Origin of the sequence: Erythrobacter sp. (assembly GCF_040217515.1) — a bacterium.
Taxonomy (GTDB): domain Bacteria; phylum Pseudomonadota; class Alphaproteobacteria; order Sphingomonadales; family Sphingomonadaceae; genus Erythrobacter.
On the sequence record NZ_JAVJPT010000010.1, the window covers coordinates 1 to 23,839 of the forward strand.

General features: G+C 64.7%; 18 protein-coding genes. 10 read left to right on the plus strand and 8 right to left on the minus strand.

Features of this window, described 5'->3' with window-relative positions; genetic code table 11:
* From RIB52_RS12100 to RIB52_RS12115, 4 genes are all read right to left on the minus strand, one after another.
* Positions 1-1,088 (minus strand): serine hydrolase domain-containing protein (locus tag RIB52_RS12100; RefSeq protein ID WP_350175868.1); only part of this gene is annotated, 1,088 nt, incomplete at its 3' end.
* A gap of 37 nt (positions 1,089-1,125) precedes the next feature.
* Positions 1,126-1,578, minus strand: coding sequence for a hypothetical protein (locus RIB52_RS12105; protein ID WP_350175870.1), 453 nt, complete (start codon positions 1,576-1,578; stop codon positions 1,126-1,128).
* Positions 1,579-1,962 carry a hypothetical protein gene (locus RIB52_RS12110; protein ID WP_350175872.1) on the minus strand — a complete coding sequence of 128 codons (384 nt, stop codon included), beginning with the start codon at positions 1,960-1,962 and terminating at the stop codon, positions 1,579-1,581.
* A 48-nt stretch (positions 1,963-2,010) separates the two neighbouring features.
* Positions 2,011-3,369, minus strand: a complete 1,359-nt coding sequence (locus RIB52_RS12115) for an alginate export family protein (protein ID WP_350175874.1) — start codon at positions 3,367-3,369, stop codon at positions 2,011-2,013.
* Between the two features lie 219 nt (positions 3,370-3,588).
* Between RIB52_RS12115 and RIB52_RS12120 the strand changes: the two genes are divergently transcribed.
* The gene (locus RIB52_RS12120) at positions 3,589-4,074 is read left to right on the plus strand and encodes a helix-turn-helix domain-containing protein (RefSeq protein ID WP_350175876.1); all 486 of its coding nucleotides are present in this window, start codon (positions 3,589-3,591) and stop codon (positions 4,072-4,074) included.
* 322 nt (positions 4,075-4,396) lie between these two features.
* On the opposite strand, the gene RIB52_RS12125 is transcribed toward RIB52_RS12120, so the two are convergent.
* Both RIB52_RS12125 and RIB52_RS12130 read right to left on the minus strand, forming a co-directional pair.
* A complete protein-coding gene (locus tag RIB52_RS12125) occupies positions 4,397-4,636 on the minus strand; it encodes a recombinase family protein (protein WP_350175990.1) in 240 nt (79 codons plus the stop codon).
* Between the two features lie 80 nt (positions 4,637-4,716).
* Complete coding sequence (locus RIB52_RS12130; protein ID WP_350175878.1) at positions 4,717-5,253, minus strand: hypothetical protein; 537 nt, start codon at positions 5,251-5,253, stop codon at positions 4,717-4,719.
* A 14-nt stretch (positions 5,254-5,267) separates the two neighbouring features.
* Between RIB52_RS12130 and RIB52_RS12135 the strand changes: the two genes are divergently transcribed.
* Complete coding sequence (locus RIB52_RS12135) at positions 5,268-5,981, plus strand: hypothetical protein (RefSeq protein WP_350175880.1); 714 nt, start codon at positions 5,268-5,270, stop codon at positions 5,979-5,981.
* Between the two features lie 263 nt (positions 5,982-6,244).
* A complete protein-coding gene (locus RIB52_RS12140) occupies positions 6,245-7,669 on the plus strand; it encodes a dicarboxylate/amino acid:cation symporter (protein WP_350175882.1) in 1,425 nt (474 codons plus the stop codon).
* Between the two features lie 27 nt (positions 7,670-7,696).
* Here RIB52_RS12140 and RIB52_RS12145 read toward each other — a convergent pair whose 3' ends face one another.
* Complete coding sequence (locus tag RIB52_RS12145; protein ID WP_350175884.1) at positions 7,697-8,092, minus strand: universal stress protein; 396 nt, start codon at positions 8,090-8,092, stop codon at positions 7,697-7,699.
* A gap of 641 nt (positions 8,093-8,733) precedes the next feature.
* On the opposite strand from RIB52_RS12145, the gene RIB52_RS12150 reads away from it, so the two are divergent.
* From RIB52_RS12150 to RIB52_RS12180, 7 genes are all read left to right on the plus strand, one after another.
* A complete protein-coding gene (locus tag RIB52_RS12150; RefSeq protein WP_350175886.1) occupies positions 8,734-9,726 on the plus strand; it encodes a COG1361 family protein in 993 nt (330 codons plus the stop codon).
* 29 nt (positions 9,727-9,755) lie between these two features.
* On the plus strand, positions 9,756-10,271 hold the full coding sequence (locus RIB52_RS12155; RefSeq protein ID WP_350175888.1) for a hypothetical protein: 516 nt from the start codon (positions 9,756-9,758) through the stop codon (positions 10,269-10,271).
* A gap of 100 nt (positions 10,272-10,371) precedes the next feature.
* Positions 10,372-11,403, plus strand: a complete 1,032-nt coding sequence (locus RIB52_RS12160) for a hypothetical protein (protein WP_350175890.1) — start codon at positions 10,372-10,374, stop codon at positions 11,401-11,403.
* Between the two features lie 47 nt (positions 11,404-11,450).
* The gene (locus RIB52_RS12165; RefSeq protein ID WP_350175892.1) at positions 11,451-16,616 is read left to right on the plus strand and encodes a hypothetical protein; all 5,166 of its coding nucleotides are present in this window, start codon (positions 11,451-11,453) and stop codon (positions 16,614-16,616) included.
* Positions 16,617-16,678: 62 nt separating this feature from the next.
* Positions 16,679-18,733: a proprotein convertase P-domain-containing protein gene (locus RIB52_RS12170; protein WP_350175894.1), complete on the plus strand. Its 2,055-nt coding sequence runs from the start codon at positions 16,679-16,681 to the stop codon at positions 18,731-18,733.
* A gap of 100 nt (positions 18,734-18,833) precedes the next feature.
* Positions 18,834-19,499, plus strand: a complete 666-nt coding sequence (locus tag RIB52_RS12175) for a hypothetical protein (protein WP_350175896.1) — start codon at positions 18,834-18,836, stop codon at positions 19,497-19,499.
* Between the two features lie 77 nt (positions 19,500-19,576).
* On the plus strand, positions 19,577-21,145 hold the full coding sequence (locus RIB52_RS12180; protein ID WP_350175898.1) for an FAD-binding oxidoreductase: 1,569 nt from the start codon (positions 19,577-19,579) through the stop codon (positions 21,143-21,145).
* Between the two features lie 3 nt (positions 21,146-21,148).
* On the opposite strand, the gene ppc is transcribed toward RIB52_RS12180, so the two are convergent.
* Complete coding sequence (gene ppc, locus RIB52_RS12185) at positions 21,149-23,815, minus strand: phosphoenolpyruvate carboxylase (RefSeq protein WP_350175900.1); 2,667 nt, start codon at positions 23,813-23,815, stop codon at positions 21,149-21,151.
* Between the last annotated feature and the right edge of the window lie 24 nt (positions 23,816-23,839).

Consider the following 23,839-nt stretch of genomic DNA (forward strand, 5'->3'; position numbering starts at 1 on the left):
CCTTTCGCGATGCGCTCTGCGACCGCGGCCGGGAACAGACGCTCGCCGCCCGCTACGCCCTTGTCGAGCATGAGCTGTCCGAGCCGCCCGAGATCGCGCAGTCCGGCGGTAATGCCGCCGCCTGCGAACGGAACGCCCTTGCCGTCGACCGTCTGGTAGGCGTCCTGTTCGGCTCCCATCGGGCGCCACAGCCGCTCCGAAGCAAGTTCGGTCACCGATTTCCCGCTCACGCGCGAGACGATCCAGCCGAGCATGTCGGAATTGATTGTCTTGTAATGGAAGGCATCGCCGTGTCGCCCCTCGGGCTCGACCTGCTGGAGATATTCCCAGTAGCCGTCGGGCCCATCGTAACCGGAGGGCTTGGGCAGGGGGCTCGCCGCGCGTGAATAGAGCCAGATGTCGGCATTGGGATCGGAATAGTCCTCCGAATATTTGACCCCCGTGGTCATGTCCATGACCTGGCGCACAGTCGCATCGGCAAATGCGCTCGAACCGATTTCGGGGATGATATCGCGCACGCGCTTCGTTTCGTCGAGCTTGCCCTCGGCGACCAGTATCTGAGCCAGCAGGCCGGTGACCGATTTGGTCATCGACATCGCGGCGTGTTTGCCGTCTTCTTCGAGGCACCCGAAATAGCGTTCGTAGACGACCTTGCCCTTGTGCAGGATCAGCATGCCGTCGGTGTAATTGGCGTAGAGCGATCGCTCCCAGGTCATCGGTGCGTCCGCATTCATCGGTGTAAAGGTGAGTGCGTCGATCCGGGCGCGCTCCTCGGCGAATTCGGCCGGCGAAAGGTAGGCAAGGTCGGATGGCGCGCCGAGCCCGCGGCTGATCTGTTCGGTCGGCAGGAATTCACGCAGATGGCACACCGACCAGCGCAGACGCGGAAAGCTGAAATAGACCGAATCCGGTTGGGTGATGATCTTGTCCGGCGGCGGCGGAAAGCCCTCCATCCAACCCATGACGCGCGGGTCGGATTCCTCCGCCGAAAGCGGCGGCTCGCCTTGCTGCCCACTTGCAGTGTGCGACAGGCCGACGGCGACCAGCGCCGTCAGGACAGATTTCGAAAGGACGGATATGGCACGCATGGATCTTTCCCTTTGAGAATGTGATTTCGAAAGCCGTTCAATCATCGTCTGCGATGGCAGCGATCACGCCGACCACCGCTGCTCCGATCACGGCCCCCTTGAGAACATCGACACCGTCATTGTCGCGCCGCGCATAGTAGCGACGCAGGTAATCCTTGCGCGACCAGTAACGGCCGTCACGGAACCAGCGGCCATTGCCGCGATAGAAGCGGTCGTAATAATCTTCGCGGATCTCGCGGCTCACCTCGCGCCGGGCTTCGCGCCGTTCCCGAGCGACTTCGCGGTTGGCTTCGCGATATTCGCGTTCGGCGCATTTGCGGGTCTTGCAGCGCATGATTTCGCGCGCGCCCTCGGCGCGTTCGCGCGCCACTTCTCGGTTGGCTTCGCGGATTTCGCGTCGCACCTCCCAGCTCTGTGCTTGGGCGGCGACAGGAATGGTCACGGTCGAGACGACGACGACCAGTGCCAAGAGGATGAAGCGCCGCATCATTCAGCCTCCCTGTGCCGCGCTGCGATATTTCGCGGAGCGGCGCTCGTATTGAGAGAGAACCTCGGCGCAATTGTCGCGCTCGACTTCGACGCTCGTGCCATAGCCAAAGGCAGAGGAGAACAGGAATGCCCGGTCGACGCCCAGCAGACGGGTGATCGAGGCATGAATTTCGAGCACGTCGCGTTCGAAGGCCATCTGCTGCTCGTCAGCGACGCAGCCGCGCGACAGCCCCGCGATATAACCGAAATTCTTCAGCCCGTTATCGACCCGCTCCTCCTGGCTAAGAGGATCGTCAGCCTGTTCCTGCGCCGCGGCGGGCGAAAGGCCCGATGCGGTGAGAGCCAAAACACCTGCTCCCAGCAACTTCACAACCATTTTTGCCATCGGTGCAACTCCTCCCATTCGATGCGCCCCGACACCGGCGCGCGGCAATCAGAAATTGAACACGAGATTCACGAAGCCTCCCGTCCATTCGGGCACGCCGCCTGGCACCACGTTCTCGATGCCTTCGCCCGGATCGGAGACGCTCAGCCCCGCTGTCAGGAACAGGTTTCGCGATATTATGCGGCTGTATTCGATGAACAGGTCGTCGGAGACATGCGCATCGGTCACGCCCGCGACGATGTTCGCCGGGTCACCGCCTGGCGTCAGGTCGACACGGCTGGCCTGTCCGAATTGCAGGGGGCTGCGCAGTTCGTTGGCGCGAATGTGATTGTAGCGCAGCGTGATAGTGTCCTTCGGGGAGGGCTGGATGCGCCCGGCGACACCATGGGAGCGAACGTTCGAATTGATGAACACCATCGAAGATTTTGAGCCGGTCGCCCAGGCGCTCGGCGAACCCTCGTAGAACAGCGGGTCATATCGCTCCAATTCGGGCGTATCGGGGTCGTCGCCTGAAAATGTCTGATAGCTGTATGTGATCGAGGGACGCCATTTGGCGTCGGAGAACGTGTAGCCGACCTGCACGCGGCCCGCCCAGGCGGACTGGTCGAGACGGTCGTTCCATTGATAGGCGAGATCAAGGGCAAACAGCCAGTTGCGAAGCGCACCATCCATATTGCCCGTGCGGCCATACAGGCCGATCGTGTTGGTGTCGTCGCGCCCCCCGGGAATGACTGTCGGCGGCCCGATCCCGCCGGGCGCGGCCTGCACCCACGGCGTCTGCGAGCGTGTGACCTTCACGAAGGTGGTGCCGAGAAACGCCCTGTTCTCGAAATCGTGGCGCAAATCGGCACCTGCGAGGCGGTTGTCGTTTTCGATCACGGGCCGTTCGTTGGGGCTCAGATAGAAGCCGGTGAAAGTCGTTCTGCCTTTGGTGATCCGGGCGATACCGGCAAGATCCCATGCCTTGCGCGGGCCGAATTTGAGCGCGCCGAGTTCGAACCCGCTGGCTCCTCCATTGGCGATGAGCATCCCCGTTCCCAGCTTCAATTCACGCGCCCCGGCGGAAACGTCGATACCCACCCCATTCGAAAGCAGGGTGCGATAGCCCAGATAGGCCTCTTCGAGGGTGACCGCCCCCTCATCGGTGAAATCGAAGGCGTCGGTTCCCTGAGTATGGGAACCGACGCCCGATACCTTGCCATAAACCGCAGAAGCTTCGGCGGTGCGTGCCTCGAAGCTGACGCCGGGCTTCACATAGAGTTCGAGCCATTGGGTGTCGGGATCGAACCCCTCCTGGGGGGCGAAAGTATCCGAAAGATTCCAGAACAGATTGGTCTCGGCCACGGCATTGATGCCGCCCTGTAGATGGCCGCGAACGGTGACCGTCTCGTCATCGACCAACACCATCGGATCTCGGTCTTGAGCATGAGAGATGCCGGGCATGGCAAATGCCAACCCGGCGAGCGAAGCGCGACAGAACGCCGCGCGACCAGACCGATTGGATGCCAACATTCCCTCCGACGCACATACACCGAAGGACTAGCCACCACGGGGCCTCGGAATGTGCAATCCGCAGATTGCCCAATTTGGGCGCTGGCCCTAGGATTAGTTCAGGAGGCGGATCGAATGAGCAATATTAAGAAGAACTTCGGACGTATCTGGCCCGTTCACGTCGATGCTCTGATTGTGCTCATGAGCCGTTTGCGCGCATCGTTCGACGGCGATCTCGATGAAGCGCTAATCATGGCGGTGATCGGGTCTGCTGCGCTGCCCCGAGGCCGTGTTCCGCACGATCTGAGCTACGAGGATTTCGTCCACATGGCGCGGCCGAAAGGGTTCGATGTGCCGCTCAACACGCATTCGATCGCCCAGATCACCGGCATCGCCCGCGAAACCGTTCGCCGCAAAACGGGCCGCCTTCAGTCCCGCGGCTGGATCGAGAGGGGTGTGGATGGATACTGGAAAGTGGCCGAGGCTGGAGCGCAGGAACTGGAGCCCATGACCCAGTTGTCGCTGGATTATCTTACCGCCCTGTCCCGCGTTATCTTCGAAGACGATATCCCACACGAGCCAAGGCGAAGCAGGCGGGCTGCCGCAAGCGAGCGTGACTGAGCGATTGGAGCGCGTATCGAGACGCAGAGCAGCAAATTCGTCGCGCGATGGAGCTGAGGCGATCGAAGTTTGCGCTCATACCTATTGTCGGGGGGCCTCATAGCTGATCGACGTGATAGCGGACGCCTCTTTGCTGGGTGGACGGCTCACATGCTGCGAAGACCAGCCGATTGGCGACATCCAGGTCAGCGATATCGAGCCATCCGAGGAATTCTGGCTTCTGCGCCTATCAAACTCCATCATGTTACCCGCTGAGCACCCTGTAGATGCCCGCTCGTGCGATCCCAAGCTTCTTCGCAATCTCTCGGCCCCCGCCGAACCTCTAATCGGGCAGAGACCGAACCTCGGCGGCATCTATAATACGCTTGCACCCCATGTGGACACTAGCCGCCTTAGCCCGTTCGATACTTTCACAATTGCGGTCCCTAAGAAGGTCAGTCTCTAACTCGGCGGCAGCACCGAGGATGCCGAGGATCAGCCATTCTATAGAGGTGTTCGTATCGACCGCTTTTTGCTGCACGCACCGGAGGCCAACAGGCTTTGCTGAGAGCTGAGCAATGATGGCGTGTAGATCTTAGCGCAACTTGTCCTATGGGAGCTTGCCCCGAACCAGCTTACCAGTTCGAGGCAAGCTCCAGCCGGTCAGGTAGCTATCGTTCGCCAGCCGCGCTGATCATGCCATTCGACCCTACAGATCTCCCCATATTCGAGCAGCGCCGGCAGGCCCTTGAGCTTCTCGTTCGTCAGCCCGCTCAGGCCGTCGTGGATGCGGATCGTGCGAGGCCCTTGTTGTGCCAGTCCGAGCTCGGCGCAGACAATCGCGCTGGCGAGATCCGCTGTCGGGGCGACGACGTGATGCTCCTCGTCACTGTCGACGATTTCGATACGCCAGAGGTGCAACTTGGGCTGAGGCATAGCATGCGGCACCCACCCGATCGCTTCGGAGTAGCTCGCTAGGCCGACTGGAGCATTCTCCAGCAGCGCATCGAGGCCGATCTTTTGACTGGGGGGTAGGTTCTGGTCGATACGTTCGAGCTGGAAGCCCTCGTTTTCGCGGCAGAACGCGATCTCGCTTTCGACGATGACCTCCCTTGCTCGCTGTTCATCTGGTGCGACGACGAGGGCGACCGCCTTTCGATCGGTCCGATTGATGGTGCAGCGATATAGCTTGAAGCGCATGTAAGCATCTCCTTGTGAGTGTTGGTGAGCCTGACGAGCGCGAACACTGGCTGCGTGTCTTCGCCGTGATGTTCTCCTGCTCGGCGTTCGAGCGTGAGGCAGCCGACGCATTTAGCTTCCACGACCGAGCGCGCCGCGAAGCGGCCTTCTACGAAGAGCGCGTCGCGAAGAACCTCTCCGACCTGGTGTTCGAGAAGCTGTATCCCAAGCTCGGCAAAGCCATTGCCGAGCAGGCACCAGCCGATGCCGAGCTCGACGAAATCAGGAACGCGACGCTTATCCTGCTCTATCGCCTGCTGTTCATCCTCTACGCCGAGGATCGCGGCCTGCGGCCCGTCAAGGACGCTCGTTACGACGATTACGCCATGCGGGTCGCGCGCAAGGATGTGGGCGAGCGAATGGACAAGGGTGACACGTTCTCGTCCGTCGCGGCGAACATCTGGGCCCGTTTTGCTGACCTCTCGGCCATGATCGACAAGGGCGACCCGTCCGTCGGCCGATGGAAGCGCTCGCAAAGTTGCGCCGCGGGCAGGAGCTTGGCGAAATCGACCTCGCCGACCTGCTGCTGGGAGAGAGGATGGTCCATGATGCCGTCAGGATCGAGGCTCAGGCCCGCGCCGATGCGATGCGCGCGATCACCAGGCCGAGGATCGATGCCCACGAGCTGTGGCTGGCGGATTGATCGCGCTGAAAGGGTGCCGACCGGAAGTGCGTTGATGGCAAGGTAAAATCGGCTGTACCAGTGACGTGAAGATCTGTTTTGCATCCATTCTCCGACATTCGCTGCTGGCCGGACGGCTCCCGAAAGCTGTCCGGCTGGTATCGGGCAAAGTGACTTGAAACGGGACCTCCTGAAAGCGACCCCCAACTCGGTCATTGGTCACACTATCGTCCGAAGCGCTTGTTACTCTCGATCCCTTTGGGTTTGGAGGCAAATACGACGAAATGATGCTATCGGGTCTTCCGCTCGCTAGTCGCAAGGAGAGGCGCCATGGTCGGCACGCTTGAGACGATCCATCCGCGCAGCATCAAGGCTCTTGCCGGTGAACTGGGTTACCTGATCCGCTCGCGACTGTGGGCACAGATACTCACCGGGATGGCCTTGGGCATCGTTTTTGGCCTTTTCTTTTCGCCTTCAGCGGGACGCATCTCGCGCGGGAATGCCGAGTTGCTGGCAAGCTGGGTATCGCTCCCAGGCGAGCTTTTTCTCGTTACGATCAAGATGGTCATCGTCCCGCTCGTGATCGCCTCGGTGATACGCGGCATTGCGGCGAGCGGCGATGTTGCCCAGTTGCGCAGCACCGGCATCTGGCTTGCGGTGTATTTTGTCGGAACGACTCTCCTCGCGATCGGGATTGGTTTGCTGCTCGGCTTTCTGGTCCAGCCGGGCAACTATATCGATCCGGCGGTGGGTCAGGCGCTTTCAGGTGGACAGGTGCAGGTCGTCGCCGAAAGCGAGGCGGGCGTGCCCGATGTGGGCGAATTGCCCGAGACGATCATCGGCCTGCTTCCGCAAAATCCGTTCATCGCCATCGTCGAGGGCGAATTGCTGCAGATCGTGATCCTCGGCGTGGTGCTCGGTGTCGCGCTCGTCTCCATGACTCCCGAAAGCGCGCGTCCCTTGCTCGACCTGATGGGCTCGGTGCAGCAGGTCTCGATGCGGGTCGTCTCGATCGCGATGACCTTCGCCCCAATCGCCGTTTTCGGGCTCCTCGCGCGGGCGATGATGCAGACCGGGCCGGATGTGCTTGTCGGCGTCGGGGTCTACGCCGCAAGCGTGATCGCGGCGCTGGTGCTGCTGCTTGCGCTCTATCTCGCGATCGTTACCGCCGTCGGGCGACGAAGCCCGATCACCTTCCTCGGCCATGTGCGCGATGCGCAGCTGCTCGCCTTCTCGACAGGGTCTTCGGCCGCGACCATGCCGATTTCGGTCAAGACGGCCGAGGAAAAGCTGAAGGTCCGCCCCTCGACCGCGCAGATCGTGATTCCGATCGGTGCGACGATGAACATGGGCGGGACCGCCTGCTATCACGGCATCGCGACGATCTTTATGGCGCAACTGTTCGGGATCGATCTTCCGCCAAGCGCTGTGCTTGCGGTGATGATAACCTCGCTCGGCGCCTCGATCGGCGCGCCGGCCGCGCCGGGTGTCGGGATCATGGTGCTTGCGGGTGTTCTCGCGGCGGCGGGGATCCCGGCCGCAGGTCTGACACTCATCATTGGGCTGGACCAGATTCTCGAGCGCATCCGCTGCGTCATGAATGTGACCGGCGATCTCGTCGCCTGTATCGTCATCGACCGGATCGGGATGGCAAGCCGCACCCGCGAGGAAGAACTGGAGCAGGAAGCCGCCTTCGAGGCCGAGCGCGAGACGATTGCGGGCGATGTGGTGGTCAGCCAGCGCGATCCCGACTGAACGCCGGGCCCCTCGCAGCGTATATCTTCAATTGTCGCGCAGGATGAGGATCGAGCAATCGTTGTGCAGCGCGGTTTCCGATGACCGCGAGCCGAACAGATGATCCGTGAGACGCGGATCGTGGGTCGCCATGACGACCAAATCGATGTTCTCGTCCTCGATCGCCTGCCGGATTGCGTATTTTACGGATTCGTGGCTGCGGAACAGAGGTGAGATGTCGAAGTCGTGCCGGTCGGACATTTTCGCCACGAACGCTTCGAAATCGGGCTTTTTGTCCTCGGGCATGTCACTGAATGCAATGCCGAGCGGGTTGGCAACGGTAAGGATCGTGAGCGAGGCTCCCGCCTGGCGGGCGAGCCACACCGCGGTCTCGATCGCATGTTCCGAATTTGCGAGCTGCCCCAGGTCGACGGGAACAAGCATCCGGCTCGCACTTATCGGGCAAGCGGCGGGAGCATTTGCAGGGGAAGGGGCGGTCATTCTTCGGCATCCGTAGCTGGTTTGCGAGCTACGCCATTATGCTGGCTTGCAGGGCCGATTTCTACCCAGGGGCTGTCATAAGAGACTTGAGACCTGTCGTCCGGAACAAGACATCGGAAGGCCAAGAATACCGCAATGTAGACGCGTCTACGCATTGATTCCCGCTGGAGCCATAATCCGCGTGTCGGGGGTTCAAGCCCCTCCTCCACTGCCACTTTCCCATGGATAATGGCTGGCAGGCGCGGCTTCTCGCCCGGGCCTCGCCTGCCGAATAAAAACAGTCTCGATGCATGGACAGGGTCTGTGGCGGCCTGCGTTTTCTCGCTCCTCCCAGTTCGATCAACAGTGCAGCGCAGAAGCCCCGCTATGCGTCACCTTCGTCAGCGGACGTAGTCGAAAGCTCGCCAGGGCCCCATGATGCATTGCGGGAAAAAGGTTCCTGCGCGATGTCTGAAGGGCCCTTTCGCATAAGAGCTTAACTGCGTTCGTAAACGCATTTTTCCTGTCGCTGACGCTCTGTTTCCCGCCATTTCGGCGTGTTGGCTAACGGGATGCTAACCACTTCCCGGTATCCGCCCTTAAGTATGGATACCAAGCTTGCCTTGCACCCGATCCGCGCCGGCTCGCTGTCGGCACCGATCGCGCTCGCTGTCTTTCTCTCCTCGCCCGCATTGGCCGAAGGGGTCGATGCGGGCACCCTGATCGAGAACACCGCCCAAGCCACTTACGAGGATGCCTCGGGTTCGCGCACGATAAGCTCGAACACCGTAACGGTGCGCGTCGACGAACTGCTCGACGTGACGCTCAGCCCGCTCGACACCAGCGCCCTCGAAGTGGGCCCGGGCGATGCGGTGCTCACTTTCGAGCTCACCAACAAGGGCAACGGGCCGGAAAGCTTCGAACTGGTCGCCAATCCCGCGGTCGCGGGAAATGATTTCGATGTCACGATCGATGCGCTGGCGGTCGATTCGAACGGCAACGGGACATACGATCCGGGCGTCGACGAAATCCTTGCCGCTCCTGAAACGACCCGCGAATTGGCGGCAGGCGAAGCGCTGACGATCTTCGTGCTCTCTACTGTGCCGGATGGCATTGCAGACGGGAGCGAAACCGACGTCGAACTGACCGCCAATGCCGCGACGGGCACCGGAGCTGCGGGCACGGTCTTCGCGGGCGAGGGCGATGGCGGCGGCGATGCGATCGTCGGGACCACCGGCGCCTCCGCGCTCGCGCTCGGGCAGCTGCAGGCGGGCATTGCGAGCGTCGACCTGACAAAGGCGGTCTCTCTTGCCGATCCGTTCGGCGGGTCGAGCGCGGTTCCCGGTTCGATCGCGAGCTTCACCATCACTGCGGACGTTTCGGGCAGCGGATCGGTCGAGGACCTCGTTGTCAGCGACGCGATTCCCGACGGCACGACCTACGCAGCCGGTACGCTCGCCCTCGACGGCGCGAAGCTGTCGGATCCGAGCGATGCCGACGCAGGGAGCGCTTCCGATGCGGACGGCGTCAGGGTCGATCTGGGCGATGTCGCCGCAGGGACCAGCCACGCCATCACCTTCGATGTCATCGTTAATTGAAGCAATTTGCAAGATAGAGGCTTAATCCCATGAAAATCATCGTAAAAGCAATGGTATCGCTGGCCGTGTTCGCGGCTGCCTCGACTCCCGTCGCCGCGCAGGAGGCCGCCGCCCCGCGTGAGGAACCGAAAGCGGCACCGGCCAGTCCGGTGACGTTGTCGGGCGAGGTGAAAGCTGTCCGGACCATGGTCGATGCCGATGGCACGGAAACGACCGAGCTTGTCGAGCCGGGGGTGATCGTGCCGGGCGACCGGCTGATATTCGGGACAAACTACGCCAATAATGGCGCCGAGGCGGTCACCGATTTCGTTGTCACCAATCCCCTTCCCGATGCCGTCCGCCTTGCGCCCGATGCCGATCCCGCGCTGGTCGTCTCGGTCGATGCAGGAAAGACCTGGGGCACACTCGGCGAACTCACCGCGACGGGCGATGACGGGGCCACCCGGCCCGCCACCCACGGCGATGTCACCCATGTGCGCTGGACGCTCGAGCGGATCGCGCCGGGCGAGACCGGGCGGCTCGAATATCCGGCGATCATCCGCTGACGATGGAGGCACGAGATCGTCCGTCCGCAAGGGCGGATGGTAGCCGCCAAGCCTTGCGGGCGGCGTAATCGACGCGGGGCACACGCAGAGGACCAGACCAATGAAACCCACCACCCAATTGCTGGGTGCGGTGAGCGCGTTCGCGCTCGTCGCCATGTCCAGCGCTCCGGCCATCGCCGCCGGCACATCCGCCGGCGTCGATATCACCAACACCGTCACCGTCCAGTACGAGGTCGGCGGCGTCCAGCAGAACGACGAAACGGCAACCGACACTTTCACGGTCGACCGCCGGGTCAATGTCACCGTCGCCTTCACCGGCGCCGGCAATACGTCGGTTACGCCCGGCGAAGAGAATGCCGTGCTGGCATTCGATGTCACCAACCTTTCCAACGATGAAGTCGATCTCGATCTCTCGACCGCCCTGACCGGCGGGACGGCGGCCAATATCGGCAGTTTCGAAATCTATCTCGACAGCAACGACAACGGCGTGCTCGATTCCGGCGAAGTGTCCGCCGGCGCGATCACCTCGCTCGACGACGTGGCCGAAGATGACACGGTCGCGGTTCTCGTCGTCGCCGATGTCGGTCTCGACGCGATCAATGGCGACCTGTTCGATGTCGTGCTGACCGCCGATGCGACCGACGATTCGGGCAACCCGCTGGTGGCGACGAGCGGCGCGAACACGTCGGGCATCGACACCGTGCTGTTCGACGGCGCGGGCGAAACCGACGCGGCCAATGACGGGGCCTTCTCCGCACTCGGTACATACGAGGTCGCCGGCGCGCTGGTCACGGTCGCGAAGTCGAGCTCGGTCGTGTCCGATCCGGTCAACGGGACCACCGATCCCAAGGCGATCCCCGGCGCGACGATCGAATACTGCATCACCGTCGCCAATGCGTCGGGCGCTGCGACCGCGACCGATGTCGACGTGATCGACGACCTGCCGGCGGACGTGTCCTATGTCACCGGTTCGAGCTTTATCGACGGCGATGCGAACTGCGAGAACGGCACGTCGGGCGGCACCTTCAGCGCCGGTACGGGTCCGAGTGGCGAAGACCAGGTGATCGGCTCGCTCAGCGACATCGCGGCGGGTCAGACGCGCTCGCTCTATTTCCGGGTCGAGATCGACTGATCCTGATCCGGAACTAGGCTTTGCGTGGTGTCCCCTCTCTGAGGCGAATGGCAGCAGCACTCGCGTTGGTGCTGCTGCCACTCGTCGTGACCGGAGAGGGGACACGCGCGCAGGATCGCGGCGGCGGCGACGGCGGCGTGTCCGCCGAAACGGTCCGCACCATTTCCAATATCGCCGAAGCCAACTGGCGCGTGCGCGGCACGGCAGGCCAAACGCGCAGCAACCGGGTGACCTTCGAGGTCGCCCTGCCGACCCCCGAAATCCGGGCTTTCCGTGCCGCGCCCGGCGGCAGCGATCGGTTGACCTTCACGCAGCCGGTCTGCAGTCCTTCGGGGCAGAACGCACAGGCGAACACCGCAGCCGATCCGCAGGATAACGCGTCGGCAGCGGCCGCCGAACCCCTGAGCGCGAATGTCGAGCGCACGCAGCTTCTGCGCGCGGGCCAGGACCTGTTCTTCGAGGTGCGGGCGATGGCGGCCAATACCGATCCCGGGGCGATCGACCGGATGGATATCCGCATCACCTCCTCGATCGGCGATGTCGAGCGCGAGACGGTGTTCGAGACCGGGCCCGACACCGGCATCTTCGTCGGCCGCATCGAAACGCGCCGGATGCCGCCCGTCATGGCGGCGGGGGATTGCGTGCTGTCGATCGCGGACGGGGCGCAGATCGAGATCGCGGCGATGGTGTCGGGGTCGCAGACGGTCATGGTCAGCACCGAAATCGCCGCTCTCGCCGATCCTTTCGGTGTCGTCTTCGACAGCGAGACGGGGGCTCCGGTCGACGGGGCGCGCGTCACGTTGGTCGACGATGCGACCGGACAGCCCGCGAGCGTTTTCGGCCCGGACGGCGTGACGCCCTGGCCTTCCAGTGTGGTGTCGGGCGCGCCCGTGATCGACGGGGCAGGCCGGGTGACGCAGATGGGGCCGGGCGAATTCTGGTTCCCGCTCACCTTCCTCGGGCACTATCGTCTCGCGGTCGAGCCGCCCGATCCCTATACCGCACCGTCCGACGTACCGGCCGATTTTCTGGCCCGCATCGCGCGGCCCGACGGGCAGGCCTTCGTCATCAGCGATGCCTCCTATGGTGCGCCCTTCGCGCTCGACGACCCGACCCCGGTGCAGGTGGATATCCCGCTCGATGCGCCGAGCCTCGAACTCGCGCTGGAAAAGACCGCCTCGCGCCGGCAGGCCATGCCGGGCGACGTGGTGTTCTACACCCTCACCGTGCGCAATGCCGATCCGGCGCGCGTCAAGCGCGATGTCGTCGTCACCGATATGCCCTCGCGCTGGCTGCGCCTGCGCCCCGACAGCGTGCGGATCAATGGCGAGGCGCGCGGCGACGCGGTAAGCTTTGCGCCCGACGGCAGCGCGGTGACCATCGATCTCGGCGATCTTGCCGGGGGTGCCTCGGCGCGGATCACCTATGCGGTGAGCGTGCGCCCTGATGCGCCTCCGGGCCGCGCGGTCAATGCAGCGCGGGTGGAGGACGCGCTCGGTCGCCGAGCGCGGGCCAGCGCCGCCATCGACATCGAGCGCGAGACGATCGCCGATCGCATGACCATCATCGGCCGCGTCATGGCGGGCGATTGCACTGTGCCCGGTTCCGAAAGGCGCGGCATACCCGGCGTCCGCATTATGATGGAGGACGGCAGCTTCGCCGTCACCGATGCCGACGGACGCTACCATTTCGAAGGCGTCGTGCCCGGCACGCACGTGGTTGCGGTTTCGCGCATGACGTTGCCCAAAGGCGCCGAACTGGTGGATTGCATCCGTTCGACCCGCAATGCGGGCAGCGCCTCCTCGCGCTTTGCTATCGGGCAGGGCGGAAGCCTTGTCGTCGCCGATTTCCACGCCGTCCTGCCGCAAGGCGCGCTGCAAGCGGCTGCGCCCCCGGTCGAACTGGTCGCCGAGGTCCGCCCGGAGCGCGATGAAACGGCGGGGCCGGAAACCGCCGAAACGCCCGTTCCCGCCGATCCCGGCAACAAATGGCTCGCGCTCGGCGACGGCGAGGACGGCTTCCTCGCCCCCGCGCTCGATGCCAATCCCCGCGCTCCCGCGATCCGCGTCGCGGTGCGCCACCGGCGCGGGCAGAAGGTCGTGCTCACGGTCGATGGCAAGGAGGTCGACCCGCTCGCCTTCGACGGGACCCAGACGCCAGAGCGCGGCAAATATGCCGTCAGCCTGTGGCGCGGCGTTCCGCTGGTGAACGAGCGCACCGTGCTCGAAGCGCAGATCATCAATTCCTTCGGGATGCCCTCGAAAAGTTTTACCCGCGAGGTGTTCTTCACCACGCGGCCCGCGCGCGTCGAGCTCGTGCCGGAAATGAGCAATCTCGTCGCCGACGGGCGGACCCGGCCCGTGGTCGCCGTCCGGGTGCTCGATCGCAACAACCGCCCCTTGCGCGAAGGCGTGGCGGGCAATTTCACGCTCAATGCGCCTTATGAAAGCGCCGACCAGCTCGACCGCCAGCAATTGAACCAGCTTACCGGCATCGCGCCGAGCCAGGCGCGCTGGGTGGTCGAAGGCGAGGACGGGATCGCCCGTATCGAACTTGCGCCGACCATGGTGAGCGGGTCGCTGCGGCTCGATTTCACCTTCGACGACGGCGAGATCGCGCGGCGCCAGGAGCTCGAGGCCTGGATCGAGCCGGGCGACATCGAATGGACGATCGTCGGCCTTGCCGAAGGAACCGTGGGCGCACGCTCGGTCGCGGACAAGATGGAGCGCAGCGGGCGCTTCGACAGTGATCTGGGCGACAACGCCCGCGTCGCGCTCTATGCCAAGGGGCGCGTGCTCGGCAAATACCTGCTGACGCTCGCCTATGACAGCGCCAAGCAGAGCGAGGACCAGCGCCTGCTCGGCACGCTTGACCCGCAGGCCTATTACACCGTCTTCGCCGATGCCTCCGCCCGCCGTTTCGATGCGGCGAGCCGGGAAAAACTTTATGTGCGGATCGAAACCGCGACTTTCTATGCACTTTACGGCGATTTCCAGACCGCGTTCAACCAGACCCGGCTCGCCCGCTACAATCGCACCGCGACAGGCGTGAAAGGCGAGGCGCGCTTCGGCCAGATCAAGGCGCAGGGTTTTGCCGCCGAAATCGCGAGCCGCCTGCGCCGCGAGGAGATCCAGGGGCAGGGTATCACCGGCCCTTATGAGATCGGCAGTCGCCGGATCCTGCCCAATTCCGAGCGAGTCGTGCTGCAGGTGCGCGACAGGTTCCGTTCCGAAGTGATCGTTTCGGAGACGCAGCTGGCCCGCTTCATCGATTACGACATCGATCCCTTGTCGGGCACGATTACCTTTCGCGAGCCGGTGCTGAGCAGGGATGAGAACCTCAACCCGCAATTCATCGTCATCGAATACGAGACAGCCGGCGCAGGCGAAGCGCGGCTCAATGCGGGCCTTCGCGCCGACTGGACGAGCGCGGACGGCGCCATTCGGATCGGGGCGAGCGCGATCAGCGATGCGGGTTCGGGTGCAACGGGCGATGCGCGGACCGATATCGGCGCGCTCGACATGCTCGCGCGGATCGGGACCGGGACCGAGCTGCGCGCGGAATTGGGGATTAGCCGTCGCGAGGGCGAGACCGCGACGGGCTGGCTGGTCGAGGCACAGCACCAGACCGCCAGCCTCGATCTGCTCGCCTATGCCCGCCAGGTCGAGGCGGATTATGGTATCGGCCAGCAAAACGGGGCCGAGATTGGCCGCCGCAAGATCGGCCTGGACGGGCGCGTGCGGCTCGCCGAAGATCTCAGCCTGCTGGGCAGCCTGTGGCAGGACGACAGCCTCGTCGACACCAGCCGCCGCCGCGCGGCGCAGGCGCAGATCAACCTCACCCGGCGTTCGACCGATCTGCGCGTCGGCATCACCCATTTCGACGACCGGCTCGCCGACGGGACGACCAACACCTCCACCGTGCTGGAAGCGGGCGCGACGCAGCGCCTGATGGACAACCGGCTCGAACTCTCGGGCGCGACCGCGATCGCTCTCGACGAAGCGGAAAGCATCGACCTGCCCGCCCGGCATCGGGTCGGGGTGCGATACGCGATCACCGAGGATGTGCGGCTGGTGGGGAGCTACGAGATCGCGGACGGGGCGAACGTGGACTCGCGCCAGCTTTTCGGCGGGATCGAGACGACGCCGTGGCGCGGCGGGCAGGTCGTCACCTCGATCGGACAGCAGACCATCGGCGAATTGGGCGTGCGTTCTTTCGCCGCTTTCGGCCTGTCGCAGACGTTGCAGGTGACGGACGAACTCACGATCGATGCGACACTCGACGGCAACCGCACGCTGAACGGTGCGCCTGATACCGGCGATCTCGTCAACCCGCTCCAGCCGGCGGCGAGCGGGGGGCAGTTGACGGGCGGCCGGCAATTCGAGGAATTCACTGCAGTGACGCTCGGCGGGGCATGGCGCAAGGACCGCTGGAGCGTGGTCGCGCGCGGCGAATATCGCGACGGCGAGCAGGCGGAGCGCAGGGGCATCACCTTCGGCGCGATCCGCCAGCTGGGCGAGGGCAGCATCGTCGGATCGGGCGCGACCTGGACCAGCGCCGAAACCCGCGATGGCGCATCGAGCGAGATTTTCGATGCGAGCATAGCATTCGCCCATCGCCCCGATGCCTCTGCCGTCGCGATGCTGGGCAAGCTCGAATTCCGCAGCGATTCGATCGAGGATGCCATCGCCGGGCAGGCGGGCGGGGAAGGACGCACCGCGTTGACGGTGGACGGCGACGCGGTAACGCGGCGGCTGGTGGGCAGCCTGTCGACCAATTGGTCGCCGCGCGGTTGGAAAGTCGATGAAAGCGGCCTGCGCCAGCAGGTGCGGCGCGACGAATACACGCTGTTCGTCGGTGCGCGCTACAATTTCGATCGCTTCGAAGGCACAGAATTCTCCGGCACGACGCTCATCGCGGGGCTCGATGCGCGGATCGGGATCGGCGCGGATTTCGAACTCGGCGCGAGCGGGACGGTGCGCACCAATATAGAGGATGCACTGACCGATTTTGCCTACGGCCCGACCGTCGGCTTTTCCCCGGTCGAAGGGATGCTGGTGACGGTCGGGTACAATGTCGAGGGTTTCCGCGACGGCGATTTCGCCGCAGCGCGCAACACGAACAAGGGCGTGTTCGCGGCGGTTCGGATAAAATTCGACAATGACCTGTTCGCCTCGCTCGGCAATGCGCTGGGCATTGGGGGTCGGCGATGAGGGTCGAGCGCCGGAAAATCTCGGTAAACCGAGTGTTTACCATGCTCGCCTATCGCCCTGCCATGACCCGGGAGAGATGGCAACGGCGGATCGAGGCGCTGATCCTGGCCATGGCGCGCCTGATGCTCGCGGCGCTGTGCCTTTCCTTCTCGCAGGCGGCAATGGCGCAGGCGACCTTCACCTATTCGGTCGGCAATAACGGCGCGATCGATGACGACACCCCCTGCAGCGATCCCCTGGTGCGGACTTTCACCGTCACCGACAGCTTCACGGTCGCCGATGTCGATTTCGGTTTCTACGCTCGCCATAGCTGGCGCGGGGACATGCGCATCACGCTCCAGGCCCCCGACGGCACGCGCGTGCAGCTGGTCGATGGCGACGCAACTTCGACAAGTGGAAACAACCTCAACGCCCTGCTCGATGACGATGCCGCGGTCGAAGTCAACTCGACCAACCCGACCGGCAACCAGTCGACCGCCAATCCGCCGCCTTTCGCCAACACCTTCGCTCCCAATGCACCTCTTTCCGCCTTTATCGGCGTGGCGAGCGCCGGGACGTGGCGGATGGAAGTGTGCGACATCTTCCCCTCGGTCGACGACGGGCAATTCCGCTACGCCGAATTGCGGCTGACCTCGCTGCCCGCCGATTATGCCGACCTCTCGCTGACCAAATCTCTGCTCGGCGCGCCGCCGGTCTCGGGCGGCACGGCGACATGGCGGCTGACCGTCACCAACGCGGCCGATTCCCCCGTTTCGGCCGACGGCATCGTCGTGCGGGACACGCTTCCCGGTGGATTTTCCTTCGCCAGCGCAAGCGGCGATGGCAGTTTCGATGCCGCTTCGGGGGACTGGACCATCGGCACGCTCGCTCCCGGGCAAAGCGCTATCCTGACCATTTCCGGCACGATCGCCTCCGGCGCTGGGACGCTCGTCACCAATATCGCCGAAATCACGGCCAGCTCGGCACCCGATATCGATTCCACTCCCGGCAACGCCATCACCACGGAAGACGATTACGCCGCCTCGACCTTTACCGTGCAGAGCGGGCGCGCGCCGGGCATTCCTCCGGCCCTGTCCTGTCCCGCGGGATCGGCCATATTCGACTGGGACACGATCAGCGGATGGACACCGGGCAGCGAGAACAATTCCTACGCCTTCGCCAGCTTCGGCACGATCGGCTTCGCGCTTACCAATGACGGCGCCTACCTCAACAACCCGACTTTCGGCGGTCAATCGCCGACAGTCGACGATGCCTTTACCGGAGGGCTTTCGGTTCCCGAAGCGAGCCTCGTCATGCTGGTCGACCAGCCCAGCCGCGCAGGCGAAGTCGAACTGGTCATCAGCCTGCCGCAAGCCTTCACCGGCATCCAGTTCAAGATTTTCGACATCGACTTCTTCGGCGGCCAGTTCGCCGACAATGTCGAGGTGAGCGGCCGGCTCGGCGCAAGCACGATCCTCCCGACGCTCTCCAACGGAAACGTCAATGTCGTAAGCGGCAACGTAATTACCGGCGATGGTGGTTCGGACACGGACGAGGCGCTGGGCAATGCGGTTGTCACTTTCACGCAGGCCGTCGATACGATCGTCATCCGTTACGGGAACGCCGGCACGGCCCCTGCCAATCCCGGCCAGCAGGCGATAGCGATCCATGATATCACCGTGTGCAATCCCTTCGCACGGCTTTCGGTGACCAAGGTGAGTTCGGTGATCTCGGACCCGGTCAACGGAACGACCGATCCCAAGGCCATCCCGGGAGCGCTGGTCGAATACCTCATCACGGTGAGCAATACGGGGACCGACCCGGCCGATGCCGACAGCGTGGTGGTGATCGACAATGGCCCGGCCGATGCCAAGATGTGCCGGATCGGGCGCGCGGGCGGTCCCGTGATTTTCGCGGACAGCGGCGGGGGGTCCGGTCTGTCCTACAGTTTCGCGGGTCTCGCGCAGGCTGGCGACGATCTGGAATTTTCAAGCGATGACGGGGCATCCTGGGCCTATGTGCCGAGCGCGGACGGGGAGGGGTGCGACACGAGCATCACCGATTTCCGTGTCCGCCCCGGCGGTGCCTTTGCCGGTGGCGAGACATTCACTCTGACGGTGCGCTTCATCGTCGAATAGAACCCTTGGACCAAGGGACGGGTTCCGTGCCCTGTCCGCTTGTCGGGCAGGGCCTGCATCGCGACGGGATCCCGCCATCGCTCCGGCCTAGGGCCTTGTCATGAGCGGCGAGCGAATCAACCATCACGGCACGATCGGCTATTTCGGCGGGAACGGTTCGCGCACGGGGCGTGAACTGTTCAGCATTTCGCGCGAGGCGGACGGGACGAGCATCCTGCGCGCGCAATGCGTGATGGACGACGATGCGCTGGTGCGCGACTGTTTGCTCTGCCTTGCCCCCGACAATGCCCCGCGCGAAGCCTTCGTGCGCACGATCGAGAGCGGGCGGACGCTCGGCAGCGGGCACTATCGTTTCGGCGCGGCGCGCATCCTCGCCGACATCGAGCCCGCTCACGGCGAGCCCGAGCGGATCGTTAGGGACGGGGTCTGCCGCTTCTTCGGCACGCACTCGCTCGTGAATGACGGCTGGATCGTGCGCGCGCTCGCCGGCGAACGCCGCGCCGAGATCACGGTCCATGCCAATTCGCTTGCCGCGAATGGCGGAGGCGTGCCCGGGCTTCACCAGACCCGCGCCGTGGTCGAGGAACACGGTATGCAGCTCCGCAAGGTCGCCGCCGGCGAATTCGACTGCCGCTTCGTCACCGTCACCTATGGCGACTATCCACCGATCGAGATGTGGCTGTGCGACCGGCTCGACGTGCTCGCCTTCATGCGCTGGGACTATCTCGACGGGCATTATGAACTGCTTTCATTGACCGAAAGCTAGGCGCGCGATTATCCGAGAGGCGAACAGCACGGCGTAGCCCGCGTCATGCCGGGGCCGCTTTCCTGTATCCCTGCCTTATGGCGACAGTCGTGAAGCAAGGGCAGGACGCGCTGGCGAGCCTTGCCGAAATTGTCGGGGCGGACCATGTCCTCACCGATCCCGATACGCTCGAATTCTACGCGACCGACGTTTTCCGGCGGCGCGAACTCCCTCTCGCAGTGGTCCGACCCGGCAGCGCGCAGGAAATAGCGGCTCTCGTTCGCCATGCGCGCGCACACGCGATGCCCGTCGTCACGCGCGGCGGCGGGGCGAGCTACACCGATGCCTATGCCCATGAACGCGAAGGCGGCATCACGCTCGATTTTGCGCGCATGAAAGCGATCGAGATCGACCAGGACAACGCGCTCGTCAGTGTGGAGCCCGGCGTGACCTGGGCCGAACTGCGCGAGGCACTTGGCCGGCACGGGCTGAAGACGCGCTTCTGGGGGAGCTATTCGGGCCTCGAGGCGACCGTTGCGGGCGGGGTGTCGATGAACGCCATCAGCCACGGGCAGGGAACGGCCGCCGACAGCGTCCTCTCGCTGACCGTCGTGACCGGGACGGGCGAGATCCTGTCCACCGGCAGCGCGCTGTCCGGCCCGGCCCTGCCGTTCTCGCGCCATTACGGACCCGACCTCGCCGGTCTTTTCACCGGGGATTGCGGTGCGCTCGGCATCAAGGTTCGGATCACGCTCGCGCTGGAGAGCAAGGGCGCTGCGCACGGCGCGGCCTCGTTCGATTTCGCCCGCTTCGAGGACTTGCACGAAGCGCTTCGCCGCGTCGCGGCGAGCGGGCTTGCGGAGGAGAATTTCGGCCTCGACGAAGCGTTGCAGCAGGGCCAGATCGGCGAGGCGGATATGGGCGACAAGCTCGACATGGCCGGGGCGGTGATGAAGAATTCCGCCTCGCTCGCCAAGGGCGCGAAAACGGTCGCGAAGATGGCGCTGGCCGGGTCGAAGGAGATCGCCAAGGCCAAGTTCGCGGGGCATTTCATCGCCGAGGGTTTCGACGATGCGGATGCCGCCCACCGGATCGCGGAGATCAAGCGGATCGCGGGTGAATTCGGCCGGGAAATCGCGCCCAGCGTGCCCGAAGTCGTGCGCGCCATGCCGTTCGCGCCGCTCAACAACGTGGTCGGGCCCAAAGGCGAGCGCTGGCTGCCGATGCACGCGCAATTGCCCCACTCCGCCGCGCGCCCGTTTCACGAGGCGCTCCAGTCCTATTGGCAATCGCGCCGCGCCGACATGGATGCGCATGGCATCTATACCGGCGGCATGTTCATGGCCGTGGGAACGAGTGTCTTCATCTACGAGCCGACCTTCTACTGGCCCGATGCGCGCAACATCTACCACGAACGCACGGTGGAGCCGGATCATCTCAAGGGCCTGCCGACCTACGACGCCGCGCCCGCCGCCGAGGCGTTGGTGAAAGACATGAAGCGCGAGGTCGTCGCGCTCATGCACGAACATGGCGGGGTGCATTACCAGATCGGGCGGTCCTATCCCTATCTCGAGGACCACGACCCGGCGCATCTCGCCGTCGTGCGCGCTCTCAAGCGCGAGCTCGATCCCGACGGCATCGTCAATCCCGGCGCGCTCGGCCTGTGAACGCTAGCCCGAATTCCTGAGCGCGGTCGCGATCGCGTTGATCGAAAGCTGAATACCCTCGGCGATGCGCGGGTCGTCGTCTCCGCTGCGGTGGCGGCGCAGCAATTCGACCTGGAGCAGGTTCAGCGGCTCGATATAGGGCAGGCGCAGCCGGATCGAGGCATCGAGCTGAGGCGAATGTTCGAGCAGGCGGGCCTGCCCCGTAGCATCGAGCAGGGTGTCGTGAGCAAGGCTCCAGCCTGCCTCGATCCGGGGGAAGATGCCGTCCGCCAGCGCCCGGTCTTCGGCCAGTTTGGCATATTCGCGCGCCACGCCCATGTCGGACTTCGCCAGCACCATCTCCATGTTGGCGAGCGCATTGCGGAAGAACGGCCATTGGCCCGCCATCGCCCGCAGCAGATGCTTGTCCTCGAAGGCATCGAGCGCATGGCCGACACCGTACCAGCCGGGCAGCATGACCCGCGCCTGGCTCCACGAGAACACCCAGGGAATCGCGCGCAGGTCTTCGATCCGCCCGCTCCCCTTGCGGCTCGCCGGGCGGCTGCCGATTTTGAGCCCGGCGATCTCGGCGATGGGGGTCATCTGGCGGAACAGCTCGGCAAAGCCCTCGGTCTGGTAGACGAGCGCGCGATAGGCATCGAAAGCCGTGCGCGAGATCTCCTCCATGGCCGCCGCGAAGCGCCGCGCGTCGTCGGGTGCGATCCGTTCCGGCTCCAGCGTGGCAAGGATCGTCGCGCTCGCCATCGCTTCCAGGTTGCGCGCCGCATTGTCACGGCTGCCATATTTCGCCGCGATGACCTCGCCCTGTTCGGTAATGCGGATACGGGCATTGACCGTGCCGCGCGGCTGGCCGCGAATGGCATCGAAGGCAGAGCCTCCGCCGCGCCCGACCGACCCGCCGCGTCCGTGAAAAAGCTGCATCGTGACGCCCGCTTCGGCGAACACTCCGGCCAGCGCCTCGCTCGCCCGGGCGAGATGCCAGGAGGAGGTAAGATAGCCCCCGTCCTTGTTCGAATCCGAATAGCCCAGCATCACTTCCTGAAAGCCGCGCGTGCGCGCCAGGGCGGCGAGTTCGGGCAGGCGTAGTGCCTCTCGCATGATTTCGCTCGCGGCTTCGAGGTCGCCGATCGTCTCGAACAGCGGGACCGGCATGACGGGGCATTCCGGCTGGTCGCCCTTCCGGTACAGGCCAGCCTCGCGCAGCAGCACGAGCACTTCGAGCAAGTCGGAGACGCTCGTCGCCATGGAGACGACATATTGCGTGACTGCCTCCGGGCCGTAGCGGGAATGCGCGCGGGCGACCGCGTCGATGATCGCGAGTTCGCCCGTCGTTTCGTCCGAATATTCATGCCAGGCGATGCGCAAAGGCCGTGCGCCTGCCAGTTCGCCGCGCAGGAGAGCGATGCGTTCCGCCTCGCCCAGCGCAGCATAATCCGCGTGGACTCCCGCTGCGGCCAGCAGTTCGCCGACAACGCGCTCGTGCACCGCGCTGTTCTGGCGCAGGTCGAGCGCGGCGAGGTGGAAGCCGAACAGGCGGACGGTGCGGATCAGCCGTGCGAGCGCGTCGCCGCCGGCGAGCCCCGCGCCCCCGAGCCGCCGGAGCGAAGCGGCGATCGTCTCCAGGTCGGCGAGGAAGGCACCGGGCGCAGGATAGGCTGGGCGTTCGGCGACCGGTGCGCGCGCAGGAGCGAGCCCGGTCAACGCCTCGTGGGTTGCGGCAAGGCGGGCGTAAATCCCGGCGAGCGCGCGGCGATAGGGTTCGTCGCGGCGGTGCGGCGAGGTGTCGCCGCTCGCCTCGGCAAGCGCTTCGAGCGCGGGATCGACGCTTGCAAGCTCGCTCGAGATAGAAAGCTCCGCGCCGAGGTCGTGGACCGCTTCGAGATAGGTCCCGATGACGAGCCGGGCAGCCCGCGAAAGGGCGTAGTCGAGCGAGTCGGCCGAGACATGCGGATTGCCGTCGCGGTCGCCGCCGATCCAGCTGCCCAGTCGCAGGAACCCGGGCAGGTCGCGGCCCAGTGCGTTCTCCCAGCGCTCGAACAGGGTCGGCAGGACGGGCAGGAAAACCTCGCGCATCACGTCGATCGCATTGTCGACCTCATCGGTGACATAGAGCCGGTCGCGGCGCAGCGTGCGGGTGTGCCAGAGCAGCGCGATCTGCCGCGCGATCGCCGTCTCGACCGGCTCGGCTGGATTCCCCGCCGCGATCGCCGCATCGCGTGCCTGCATCAGCCGGGCGATGGCGGCGCGATGATCGAGCACGCTCTTGCGCCGCACCTCGGTCGGATGGGCGGTGAGGACCGGAGCGATGAGCGCGCTTTCGAGCAGCCGCGCAACATCGTCGCGCGCGATCCCGTCCTCCTCGAGCGCGCTGAGCGCGGCGGCGAGATCGCTTGCCCCTTCCGCGACCGGTGCAGCGCGGTCCTCGGCGAGATTGGCGAGCATCGAAAACAGCCCGAAACCGCGCACGAAGGCGAGCGTCTCGTCGAGGTTCAGCTGTTCCAGCCCGAGATCGGCGACGTCTTCGCCCCTGTGGCGGTCGATGCTGGCGCGGCGGATATCCTCGGTCCGCTCGAACAGCTGGTCGCCGCCATGCTCCCGGATCACATTGCCCAGCAGCTTGCCGAGAAAGCGGATATCCGGGTTCTGCTGGATCGGGGAACGGGTCGCCAATGCTGTCTCCTCGGCATGAGTGGG

Coding starts and splice junctions, on each gene's coding strand:
- RIB52_RS12105 (WP_350175870.1), bottom strand. CDS start 1,578: ATGATGCGGCGCTTCATCCTCTTGGCACTGGTCGTCGTCGTCTCGACC.
- RIB52_RS12165 (WP_350175892.1), top strand. CDS start 11,451: ATGGCAGCAGCACTCGCGTTGGTGCTGCTGCCACTCGTCGTGACCGGA.
- RIB52_RS12130 (WP_350175878.1), bottom strand. CDS start 5,253: ATGCGCTTCAAGCTATATCGCTGCACCATCAATCGGACCGATCGAAAG.
- RIB52_RS12150 (WP_350175886.1), top strand. CDS start 8,734: ATGGATACCAAGCTTGCCTTGCACCCGATCCGCGCCGGCTCGCTGTCG.
- RIB52_RS12145 (WP_350175884.1), bottom strand. CDS start 8,092: ATGCTTGTTCCCGTCGACCTGGGGCAGCTCGCAAATTCGGAACATGCG.
- RIB52_RS12170 (WP_350175894.1), top strand. CDS start 16,679: ATGACCCGGGAGAGATGGCAACGGCGGATCGAGGCGCTGATCCTGGCC.
- RIB52_RS12155 (WP_350175888.1), top strand. CDS start 9,756: ATGAAAATCATCGTAAAAGCAATGGTATCGCTGGCCGTGTTCGCGGCT.
- RIB52_RS12115 (WP_350175874.1), bottom strand. CDS start 3,369: ATGGTGTTGGTCGATGACGAGACGGTCACCGTTCGCGGCCATCTACAG.
- RIB52_RS12120 (WP_350175876.1), top strand. CDS start 3,589: ATGAGCAATATTAAGAAGAACTTCGGACGTATCTGGCCCGTTCACGTC.
- RIB52_RS12140 (WP_350175882.1), top strand. CDS start 6,245: ATGGTCGGCACGCTTGAGACGATCCATCCGCGCAGCATCAAGGCTCTT.
- RIB52_RS12160 (WP_350175890.1), top strand. CDS start 10,372: ATGAAACCCACCACCCAATTGCTGGGTGCGGTGAGCGCGTTCGCGCTC.
- RIB52_RS12110 (WP_350175872.1), bottom strand. CDS start 1,962: ATGGCAAAAATGGTTGTGAAGTTGCTGGGAGCAGGTGTTTTGGCTCTC.
- RIB52_RS12180 (WP_350175898.1), top strand. CDS start 19,577: ATGGCGACAGTCGTGAAGCAAGGGCAGGACGCGCTGGCGAGCCTTGCC.
- RIB52_RS12175 (WP_350175896.1), top strand. CDS start 18,834: ATGAGCGGCGAGCGAATCAACCATCACGGCACGATCGGCTATTTCGGC.